This window comes from Kitasatospora saccharophila (assembly GCF_039529925.1).
In the GTDB taxonomy this organism is placed as follows: Bacteria; Actinomycetota; Actinomycetes; order Streptomycetales; family Streptomycetaceae; genus Kitasatospora; species Kitasatospora saccharophila.
In genome coordinates this window covers 61,700-71,516 of record NZ_BAAANS010000045.1, presented here as the reverse complement: position 1 = coordinate 71,516, position 9,817 = coordinate 61,700, and the positions used below count along the sequence as shown (strand labels likewise).

Annotated in this window: 11 protein-coding genes and 1 pseudogene; 7 read left to right on the top strand and 5 right to left on the bottom strand. The window is 77.8% G+C overall.

What is annotated here, in order from left to right; genetic code table 11:
* Positions 1 to 190: pseudogene (locus tag ABD345_RS28445) on the bottom strand (MFS transporter); the annotation flags it as partial.
* A 260-nt stretch (positions 191 to 450) separates the two neighbouring features.
* On the opposite strand from ABD345_RS28445, the gene ABD345_RS28440 reads away from it, so the two are divergent.
* Positions 451 to 618 carry a hypothetical protein gene (locus ABD345_RS28440; RefSeq protein WP_344556069.1) on the top strand — a complete coding sequence of 56 codons (168 nt, stop codon included), beginning with the start codon at positions 451 to 453 and terminating at the stop codon, positions 616 to 618.
* A 411-nt stretch (positions 619 to 1,029) separates the two neighbouring features.
* Here ABD345_RS28440 and ABD345_RS28435 read toward each other — a convergent pair whose 3' ends face one another.
* Positions 1,030 to 1,662, bottom strand: a complete 633-nt coding sequence (locus ABD345_RS28435; RefSeq protein ID WP_344556067.1) for a hypothetical protein — start codon at positions 1,660 to 1,662, stop codon at positions 1,030 to 1,032.
* A gap of 247 nt (positions 1,663 to 1,909) precedes the next feature.
* Here ABD345_RS28435 and ABD345_RS28430 point away from each other — a divergent pair, with 247 nt between their 5' ends.
* Positions 1,910 to 2,488 (top strand): hemerythrin domain-containing protein, encoded by a 579-nt coding sequence (locus ABD345_RS28430; protein WP_344556065.1) that lies wholly within the window; start codon positions 1,910 to 1,912, stop codon positions 2,486 to 2,488.
* A 291-nt stretch (positions 2,489 to 2,779) separates the two neighbouring features.
* Positions 2,780 to 3,916, top strand: a complete 1,137-nt coding sequence (locus ABD345_RS28425; RefSeq protein WP_344556063.1) for a carboxylate-amine ligase — start codon at positions 2,780 to 2,782, stop codon at positions 3,914 to 3,916.
* A 45-nt stretch (positions 3,917 to 3,961) separates the two neighbouring features.
* Here the strand turns inward: ABD345_RS28425 and ABD345_RS28420 are convergent, their stop codons facing one another.
* Both ABD345_RS28420 and ABD345_RS28415 read right to left on the bottom strand, forming a co-directional pair.
* Positions 3,962 to 5,149: an amidohydrolase gene (locus ABD345_RS28420; protein ID WP_344556061.1), complete on the bottom strand. Its 1,188-nt coding sequence runs from the start codon at positions 5,147 to 5,149 to the stop codon at positions 3,962 to 3,964.
* A gap of 166 nt (positions 5,150 to 5,315) precedes the next feature.
* Positions 5,316 to 6,545, bottom strand: coding sequence for a PP2C family protein-serine/threonine phosphatase (locus ABD345_RS28415; protein ID WP_344556060.1), 1,230 nt, complete (start codon positions 6,543 to 6,545; stop codon positions 5,316 to 5,318).
* 189 nt (positions 6,546 to 6,734) lie between these two features.
* Here ABD345_RS28415 and ABD345_RS28410 point away from each other — a divergent pair, with 189 nt between their 5' ends.
* Together ABD345_RS28410 and ABD345_RS28405 are read left to right on the top strand one after the other, a co-directional pair.
* Positions 6,735 to 7,226: a TspO/MBR family protein gene (locus tag ABD345_RS28410; RefSeq protein ID WP_344556058.1), complete on the top strand. Its 492-nt coding sequence runs from the start codon at positions 6,735 to 6,737 to the stop codon at positions 7,224 to 7,226.
* A 70-nt stretch (positions 7,227 to 7,296) separates the two neighbouring features.
* Positions 7,297 to 7,671, top strand: a complete 375-nt coding sequence (locus ABD345_RS28405) for a hypothetical protein (protein ID WP_344556056.1) — start codon at positions 7,297 to 7,299, stop codon at positions 7,669 to 7,671.
* Positions 7,672 to 7,856: 185 nt separating this feature from the next.
* Here ABD345_RS28405 and ABD345_RS28400 read toward each other — a convergent pair whose 3' ends face one another.
* Positions 7,857 to 8,777 carry a PfkB family carbohydrate kinase gene (locus tag ABD345_RS28400; RefSeq protein WP_344556054.1) on the bottom strand — a complete coding sequence of 307 codons (921 nt, stop codon included), beginning with the start codon at positions 8,775 to 8,777 and terminating at the stop codon, positions 7,857 to 7,859.
* A gap of 196 nt (positions 8,778 to 8,973) precedes the next feature.
* Between ABD345_RS28400 and ABD345_RS28395 the strand changes: the two genes are divergently transcribed.
* Entirely contained in the window at positions 8,974 to 9,159 is a 186-nt protein-coding gene (locus tag ABD345_RS28395; RefSeq protein ID WP_344556052.1) for a hypothetical protein, read from the top strand.
* A 59-nt stretch (positions 9,160 to 9,218) separates the two neighbouring features.
* Complete coding sequence (locus ABD345_RS28390; protein ID WP_344556050.1) at positions 9,219 to 9,629, top strand: SRPBCC family protein; 411 nt, start codon at positions 9,219 to 9,221, stop codon at positions 9,627 to 9,629.
* The last annotated feature ends 188 nt before the right edge of the window (positions 9,630 to 9,817 follow it).

The window sequence follows — 9,817 nt, the reverse complement described above, 5'->3', positions numbered from 1 at the left end:
TGGGCAGGACGGGGGCGATCAGGACGGCGCCGAGGATGGGCAGGCAGCTGCCCGCCAGCAGCAGGGTCAGGGTCAGTCGCGGCCGGGCGAGGACCGGATCCGACCCGGTCGCGTCGGCAGGTGCATCGGCAGCCACGTCGGTGGGTATCGGATCCGTCGTGGGCGCGTCGGTGGGGAGGGGGGCGGGCATGACCGCTCCGTTCGAAGAGGTGTGGACCCCCGGCCGGACGGAACGGGCGCACGCGTCGGCCCGCCCCCGCCCGGACGGCGGTGGGGATGTCGGCACGGGACGCCGTGTCGGCGGGCCGGAGTGGCAGCCATCCTGGACGGGCTTGGTGGTCCCGGGGAATGGTACTGCCGATCGATTGTACGAATACCCGTCATTCGCCTGACAGCTGACGGTCCGATTGTTCCCGCAGCTCCCGGCCGACCGGGGCGGCGGCGTCCCGTGTGCACGGGACGCCACCACGGGGCCTCGGTGAGCGGCACGGCGTCGAACGGGCCGGGCAGGGCGCGGACACCACCGGGCGGGCCGGGCCGGCGGGGCCCACTCCCGGCGAGGTCCGGCTGCTGCCGCCGGGTCGGCCGTCCACCGTCCGCGACCTGGTCGCCTTCTGAGCAGCACGTCGAAGGCGTCCGACGCGGCGTCAGCGGCATCGTGGGCGACCCCGAACAGTGGGGCGTCGCAGCGGCGTTCTGCTTCGGCGGCCCCTGTGCGGTGGTCGCCGTCCACCACGGCGTGCCGGTGCCGAGTCGACCTCCGGGGCGTCGATCGTCAACGCCGGGTCGGTGGCCGCCCCGGCCGCGCACCGCCGGGTCGCGCGGACCGTCGGCAAGGGGGCGCTGCGTGGTCCGGCCGGGGCCGCCCGGGCGGAACTCGGCCGACGCGGTGGCCGGGTGAACACCAGTCACCCCGGCCGCGTTTCGCGAAGCCGACCCGCGCGGGACCCGCTGGGCCGCACCGGCGCCGAGGCGACCTCCGGAGCGCGACCGCTGCCGGGCCGGCCCCCGCCGTCGGCCGACAGGCCGTCAGCGGTGGCGGGCGGGCCGGTGGACGAGGGCGAGGGTGAAGCCGACGGCGCCGATGACGATCAGGACGACACCGCTGATCAGCAGGGAGAGGGGCGGCCGTTCGCCGTCGGCGGCGGTGGCCGTGCCCCCGGCCACCATGGCGCGGGCCGGGGTGGAGCCGGTGGTGGCGGCCGGGGGCGGGGTGGCGCCGCTCCCGGCGGCGGCGGGGTGCGCGCCGAAGCCGAGCACCTCGGTGCGGGGACCCGGCACGGAGGCGGACGCGTCCTGGCCGACCGGGGCCGGGTCCGCGCCCGTGGTGCTGGGCTCCTCGGTGGCGGGCGCGCTCGGCCGAGCGCGGCCCGCGACCGGCGTCCCGTCCACGGGCGACGGGACCGCGGCCGACGCGGGCGGTGCCGACTCGGTGGCCGGGGCGGACGCGGAGGCGCTCGCGGTCGCAGACGCTGTCGCCGTCGCCGTCGGGGAGCTGGACCCGGTGGCGGGGCCGGACCCGGTGGCGGCGGGGGAGGGCGGCGGGGTCGGGGTGGCGGTCGGTCCTTGGTCGGCGGCCTGCGCGGCGGTACCACCGAAGGCGAGGGTGGTGCCCAGAACGGCACCGGCACCGAGAACGGCGAGACGGGAGCGGACGGGCACGGAGTTCCCCCAGGGACGGAAGCGGGACGGGAGCGGGACGGAAGCGGGACGGGAGTGGGACGGAAGCGGCGCGGCCGGCACGCGGGGCGTCCGGCGCGCGTCCCCCGTATCCCCCCTGTCGTCCGGAGAATGCGTCGCGGGCCCGCCCGGTCCGATGCGGAGAATTCCACCCGGAATGCCCGTTTGGTGCCGGGGCGGCCGGTGAGACGACCGTGGACAGCGATCCGGCAGCGAGAGGAGCCAGACCATGACCGGCACGACCACCGGGACGGGGACGAGCACGGCGCAGCAGGAGGACGTCGTCGACGTCCTGCTGGCGCAGCACCAGCGGATCCGCGGGCTCTTCGCGGACGTCCGCGCCGCGCGGGGCGAGCACAAGCAGCAGGCGTTCGACGAGCTGCGGGCGCTGCTGGCGGTGCACGAGACCGGCGAGGAACTGGTGGTGCGGCCCGCGGCCGCGCGCACGGCGGGCAAGGCCGAGGCGTCGGCCCGCAACGAGGAGGAGGCCGAGGCCAACCGCGCCCTGCTGGAGCTGGAGAAGCTCGACGTGACGAGCCCCGGGTTCGACGCCGAACTGGCCGCCTTCCAGCAGGCGGTGGAGGCCCACGCGCAGCACGAGGAGAAGGAGGAGTTCCCCGCGCTGCTGGCCTTCTGCGACCCGGAGCAGCGCCGGGCGATGGGCCGCCGCCTGCTGGCGGCCGAGCGGATCGCCCCGACCCACCCGCACCCGGGCACGGCCGGCAAGCCGGTCCTGCAGTGGACGGTCGGCCCGTTCGCCTCCCTGCTGGACCGGGCCAAGGACGCCTACGCCCACCACCGCGACTGACGCGCCCCCGTCCGGCCAGCACGGCGGCCCCCGGCCCCTCCGCACCCGCGGACGGACCGGGGGCCGCGCTGCGGTCGGCGTTCGCACCACCGCCACCGCGGCTCGGACAGCCGCCCGACCGGGGGAGGAGGAAGGGGAACGCCACGAGCCGTAGGAGCGCGGCGAGGGCGGTGGCCGCACCGGCGGCACCCCTCCCGAGCAGCGCGGCCCGACCGTCCCCGACCGGCCCGGCCCTCCCGTACCGGGGCCGGGACGACGGTTGGACGTCCCGTCCGGGGGTAGCCGCCGCACATGGTGACCGTGGGTGTGGAAGAGGAGTACCTGCTGCTGGACGCCGCCACCGGTGTGCCGGTGGCCCGGGCCGAACAGGTCCGGCAGGCGGCCGACCGGCAACCCGGGATCGACGGGTCCGAGGTGCAACGCGAGCTGCTGCAAGCACAGTTGGAGGTGGCCACCCCGGTCTGCGAGACGCTGGACGAGGTCGGCGCCCACCTGGGGCGGCTGCGCGGAGCCCTCGCGGCGGCCGCCGCCGCGCACGGCTGCCGGCTGGCGGCCTGCGGCGCCGCCCCCTTCGCCGACCGCCTGGCGGTGCCGGTCAGCGACACCCCCCGGTACCGCACCATCCACGCCGACGCCCCGCAGTTGACGGACGAGCAACTGATCACCGGCATGCACGTGCACGTCGGCGTGCCGGACCGCGAGGCGGGCGTCGCCGTCCTCAACGGCCTGCGCCCCTGGCTGCCGCTGATCGTCGCGCTGTCCGCCAACTCGCCGCTGTGGAACGGCGTCGACACCGGTTTCGCCGACTGGCGGACGGTGGTCTTCAGCCGGTGGCCGGTCAGCGGGGTGCCCCCGCACTTCGACGGTGCCGCCGACTACGACGCCCGGATCCGCGCCCTCGTCGACACCGGGCTGATCGGCGACACGGGCCAGCTCTACTGGCAGGCCAGGCTCTCCGAGACCTACCCCACCGTGGAGATCAGGGCCATGGACGTCCAACTCCGCGTCGACGAGGCCGTGATGCTGGCCGGCCTGGTCCGGGCGGTCGCCGCGACCCTGCTCATCGACCCGGAGCGGGTCCGGGCCGCCGAAGCCCGGCCCGAGGCGCTGGCCGCCGCGGTCTGGTACGCCGCCCGCCACGGCTGCACCGAGCGGCTCTACGACCCCGGCACCGGCACCCTGGACTCCCCGCCGGCGGTGCTGGAGCGCGTCCTCGACACCCTCGGCCCCGCCCTGCGCCGCCACGGCGACACCCCGCAGGTCGAACCCCTCCTGGGGCGGCTGCTCACCGAGGGCAACGGCGCGGTCCGCCAGCGCCGCGAACTGCGCCGCGGCGGACGCGCCGGACTGGTCGACCTGGTCAGCAGCGTCACCGACGGCACGGGCAGCACGGGCAGCACGGACAGCACCGACGAGCACACCGAGTGAGACCGGGTGAGACCGGACGGGGGCGGGTGGGCCGGTGGGCCGGTCCTACCGCGTCCCGTCGGTGGCCCCGTGCTGCTCCCAGGCCGCCCGCCGCAGCCCGGCGTCCAGCAGGACGTCCGCGGCCGTGCACGCCAGCGCCCAGGTGACGGCCGGCAGCACCGACCGGGCCCGGGGCGAGGCCGCCGCGGCGGCGAACTCCGGGGTGTGGTCGGACCCGCTCTCGTCCATGATCGCGACGAACGGGTGGACGGCGGGCACCCGCGCACTGACGTTGCCGATGTCGGAGGAGCCCAGGAGCACCCCCGGCCGCGGCGGGGTGAGGACGGTGCCCGCCCGGGCCAGGTGCGCGGCGAAGCGCCCGGACAGCACCGCGTTGTCGCGGAAGTGCTCGTAGCGCACGGTGGCCCGCTCGACCGTGACCGTGGTCCCGGTGGCCGTGGCGACGCCCTCGGCGCAGGTGCGCAGCTGCTCCGCCAGCCGGTCCAGCTCGGCGGTGGTGAGGGCGCGCAGCCCGAACAGGCCCTCGGCGAGGTCGGGCACGATGTTCGTCGCCGTGCCGCCGACCGTGACGATGCCCTGCACGTGCGAGGCCGCCGGGAGCCGCCGGCCCAGCGCGGACAGGACGTTGAACAGCTCGACCAGCGCGGCCAGCGCGTCGATGCCGTGCTCGGGGTCGCCCGTCGGGTGGGCGGCCCGGCCGTGGAAGGCGACCCGGTACTGCTCCTGCGCGGTCAGCACCGCGTGCGTCCAGTCGTGGACGCCCGGGTGGAACATCAGCGCGGCGTCGACCCCGTCGAACACCCCCGCCTCCACCTCCAGGGCCTTGCCGCCGCCGCCCTCCTCCGCCGGGGTCCCGACCGCCAGCACCGTCCCGGCGTCCGCCGGCAGCACCTCGCGGACGGCCAGCGCCGCCCCCAGGCCGGCCGCCGCGATCAGGTTGTGGCCGCAGGCGTGCCCCAGCCCGGGCAGCGCGTCGTACTCCAGCAGCAGGGCCACCACCGGACGGCCCCGGCCGGCCGAGGCGGTGAAGGCGGTCGGCATCCCCGCCACGCCCCGGCGTACCTCGAATCCCGCCCCCGCCAGCTCGCCCGTCAGCAGCGCGGCGGCCCGGTGCTCGGCGAAGGCGTACTCGGGGTCGGCGTGCAGGGCGAGGGCCGTCCCCCACAGCCCGTCCGCCCGGCGGCGGACCGCCTCCCGGAGGCGTTCGTACAGGTCGTCGTGGGTGTGAGGCACTTCGGCTCCCGGGGGTTCGACGCGCACTGCCGTGCCCACCCGTCTGCCACGCACCGCCGTCCCCACACCTGCCCGCGCCCGCCTGCCCGCGCCTGCCTGCCCGCGCCTGCCTGCCCGCGCCCGCCGCGCCTGCCCGGGCCCGCCGCGCCTGCCCGGGCCCGGCGGGTCACAGGCGCAGCACCACCAGGGCGGTGTCGTCGGTGAGCCCGGCGGGCGGGACGAGGTCGGCGAGCAGGGCGTCGGCCAGCGGGCCGGGCGCGGAACGGCGGTGGCGGGACAGCGAGCGGGCCAGCCGGTCGAGGCCGACGTCGATGTCCTCGTGGCGGCGCTCGACCAGGCCGTCGGTGTACAGCACGAGGACGGAGCCCTCGGCGAAGTCGGCCCGCGCCTGGGGGCGCCCGGCGTACTCGGGCCGGGCGCCCAACGGGGGGTCGGTGGCCCGGTCCAGGAAGGCCACGGCCCCGTCCGGCCCGCACAGGGCGGGCGGTGGGTGGCCGGCGCTGCTGTAGGCCAGGGTGCGGTCGGCCCGGTCGATGAAGACCGACACGGCGGTGGTGTTCTCCGCGCCGTCCACGGACCGGGCGTACCGGTCGAGCACCTCCAGGGCCTGGGCGGGCCCGACGGCGACCCGGGAGGCGGCCGACAGCGCGCTGCGCAGCTGCCCCATCACCCCGGCGGCGCGCAGCCCGTGCCCCACCACGTCGCCGACGGCCACCGCGGTGCGCCCGCCGTCGGGCAGGTCGACCAGGTCGTACCAGTCGCCGCAGACGTTCAGCGCACCGGCGGCCGGCCGGTAGCGCACCGCCGCCCGGTGGTGGCCCTGCGGGCGCAGCGCGGGCAGCATCGCCGCCTGCAGGTGCAGGGCCACCTCCCGTTCGTGGGCGTGGGCCCGGCGCAGGCGCTCGTTGACGTCCTGGAGCTCCTGGGCCCGACTGTAGAGCTCGGCCCCCAGGGTCCGGTTCCGGCCGCTCTCCCGGATGCCGCGGGCCCGGATCAGTTCGGTGACCTCCTCGACCCGGTGCAGCAGGAGCACCACCTTCCCGTCCGGGTCGAGGAGCGGGACGTTGACCGGGCTCCAGTAGCGCTCCTGCCACTCCCCGGGACGCCCGGGGACCTCCACGTCGTAGCGCTGCAGGGCCATGGTGTCGCGCACCCCGGTGGCCGTGACGCGCCGCAGCGAGGCGTGCAGGTTGCGCACGCCGCTGGCCGCCGGGTCGTCGGGGTTGTCCGGGAAGACGTCGAACAGGAACCGGCCGACCACCTGCGCGCGGTCGCGCCCGGACAGCAGCAGGTACGCCTCGTTGACGTCCGCGAACACCAGGTCCGGGGTGAGCAGGGCGGCCGCGCCCGGCAGGGCCTGGAAGACGGCCCGGTAGTCGATGACGGGTCCGCTCACGATCCACCTGCCGTACGCCGCCGGTTCCCGGTCGGGGGAGTGCTTCCACGATAGGCACCGGAGCCCCGACCGGCCCCCGCACCCGCACCCGCACCCGCACCCGGCCCGCACCCGGCCCCGGGCGCGGCGCATGGACCGGGGCGGGCCGGACAGACGCGGAGCATGACGAGCAGGTGGACGACCCGGTCGGTGAAGGCACGACGCGCGGCCCCGTACGCGGGCGCCGCCCTGGCGGTGGCGGCCGCCGCCGCGGTGGGCGCACGGGCCTCCGGCCCGGCCACCTCCTGGTACCGGTCGCTGGACAAGCCCCGCTGGCAGCCCCCGTCCTGGGTGTTCCCGGCGGTGTGGACCCCGCTGTACGCCTCGATCGCCTGGAGCGCCGGGCACGCGCTCGGCCGGACCCGCGGCCGCGAACGCGCCGCCCTGGCCGCCGCGTACGGGACGAACCTGGCGGTGAACGCCGGATGGACCTGGCTCTTCTTCGGCCTGCGCAGCCCCGTGGCGGGAGTCGCGGGCAGCCTCCTGCTGGACGCCGACACCCTGCGGCTGGTCCGGCGGACGGCGCGCCACGACCCGGCGGCCGCCGTCGCGCTGGTGCCCTACGCCGGGTGGTGCCTCTTCGCCACCGCGCTCAGCGGCTCGCTGGCCCGCCGCAACAGCGGCCCGTCCCGCACCCGGTGACGGCCCGCCCCGACGTTCCCGGCCGCGGGGACGGGAAAGACGCGGGCGGCCCCGAGGAGAGGGCGATCCGATGGCATTCCGAGCATCCGGCAGCACGCCTCCGGGCCCCGGCGGCCCGGGCGGGTCCAGCAGCCGCGAACAGCAGGCCCGCGAGCGCACCGTCCCCGGAACCGCCTCCGCCCGCGACAGCGGCATCGAGGAGGGCGGCATCGAGGAGGGCGGTGACGAGGGGCGCGGCGGGTCGGACCGCCCCGGCCGGCTGAGCCGAACCGCCGCGCCCGGCTACGCGGTGGCCGCCTCCGGCACCTGGTTCGACGAGGAGGACGACCGGCGCCTGCCCGCCGGTGACACGCACGCCCGGGAGCGCGGGACCGACCAGACCCGGTGCGGCCCGTCGCTGCGCCGTTCGCGGCTCCTGGGGTTCCCGCAGATCGCCCGGGCCTGAGAACCGTCCGGACGTCGGCGGCGCCGCCGACCGCGACCGGCGGGTCCGCCCCCGCCGCACCGCCGGGACCGCGTGCGGCTGGGACGAGGTACCGCTCGTACGCCTCCGGCATCGACGGGGACCAGCGCCGGTCGGCAGGGACTCCGCTCACCTCCCGACGCTACGCCGGTGCCCGGCGCCCGCCCTCACCCGGGAGACCGGCCGCCGGGCGCGAGCCCGGACAGGTCCGGACGCCCGCCCAGGCGCTGGACGGTCGCCCCGGCGGCGGCCGCCGCCAGCCGCCCCGCGGCGCGCACGTCGGGGTCGCGGCGCAGCCCGGCGACCAGGCCCGCGACGAAGGCGTCCCCGGCCCCGGTCGGATCGGCCACCGGCACGTCCGCCAGCGGGAGCAGCAGGTCGCCGTCCGGCCACACCAGCAGGTCGCCCTCCCCGGGCACCGCGAGGGCGACCAGGGACGGGCCCGCGGCCAGCAGCCGGTGCCCCAGCGCGCGGGCGTCCCGCACCGAGCGGACGGGCCGGTCCGCGAGCAGTTCCGCCTCGGCGGCGTCCGCGCGCAGGACGTCGACCAGGCCCAGCAGTTCGCCGCGCACGGCCGGGTCGGGCGCGCCGTCCGCCACCACCCGCGCGCCCCGCCGCCGGGCCAGTCGGGCCGCGGCCAGCAGGGTCGCCGACGGCTGCTGGAGCTGGAGGGAGACGGTGTCGGCGGCCGCGAAGGCCGTCCGGGCCCGTTCCAGGTCCGCGACGCTCACCAGGCCCTCCGGTGGGACGTCCTCCAGCAGCCGGCGGCTGCCCGGCCCGTCGACCAGGTCCACCAGCAGGGCGGTCCGCCCGCGCCGGACCACCCCCGCCGTCCCGATCCCGTCCCGGCCCGCCCGCCGCAGCACCGCGTCGCCCGCCCGGTCCTCGCCCACCACGCCGACCAGCCGTACCGGCACGCCCAGCTGCGCCAGGCCGACGGCCTGGTTGGCGCCCTTGCCGCCGAGTCCCTCCCAGCGCTCCCCGACGTCGACCGACCCGCCGACCGGCGGCAGACCGTCCGTCCGCAGCACCAGGTCCCGTCCGATCTGGCCGACCACCACGACACACGTGCCGTCCTCGTCTGTCACCGTTCGCCACCACCCGCTCCGCATCCGCGCCGCACCCACCCGCCCGCCCCGGACCTCCGGAGGCCGGCGCCTGCCCGGTACGCCGACCGGCGAAACGCCGCGCCCGAGGGCGGGCAGGCGTGCGACGCGCCCGACCGGGCAGGCGCGCGGAGAGCCGGAAGAACCGGTGGACCAGGAGGAACCCGAGGAGCCCGCCATGACCGACCACGACCGGAAACCCGAAACCCCCGACCTGCCGCCCCGACCCGGGACGGAAGCGCCCGACACCGGCCCCACCGCCACCGAGGAGGGCCGCGACCCCGCCGAGGGCCCGACCTCCGAGCAGAACCGCACCGCCGCGGACACCAGCGAGGCCGAGGGCGAGGACGAGCCCCCGGACTGACCGAACCGACCGCCCGGCGGCCCCGGGCGGACACGACCGACGAACGGAAGGAACAGCGGATGACCGAGTACGAACGCTCCCGCACCATGCCGGCCCTCCCCGAACCGGTCTTCGACGAGGCGACCGGACCGGGACGGCTCGACACCTGGATGCCCCGGGACCTGCACGTCCGGGTCGACGACCCGCCCGCGGCGACCGTGCACGAGGACCGCGACGGCACCGACGAGCGCGCGCTGCTGAGCACCCGGCCCGAACAGCTGCGGATGGAGTGGGGCACCCGCGACGACGGACGCTACGCCGGCTGGCTCCAGGTGGCCGGCCTGGACGGCGGGACCAGCCGGGTGACCGTCCACCTCTCCTTCTTCGACGAGGACACCGCGCCCGCGCGGGAGACCGTCGAACGGGAACTGGACGAGAGCCTGGCCCGGCTGGAGGAACAGGTCCGCCTCCGGGCGGACAGCGGCGGCTGACTCCCCCGGACGGGTGGGCGGGCTGGGCCGCACGGGTGGGAAGGCCGCGGCACGGGGGCGTCCGCGGCGCACCCGGGCCGACGGCGGGGGACAGTACGTCTCGGCCCGCCCGCCGCACGCCGGCTGCCCGCACCGTCCCCCACGGACGCGGACGACCTCCCCGACCAGGGGGGCCGTCACGTCGAACC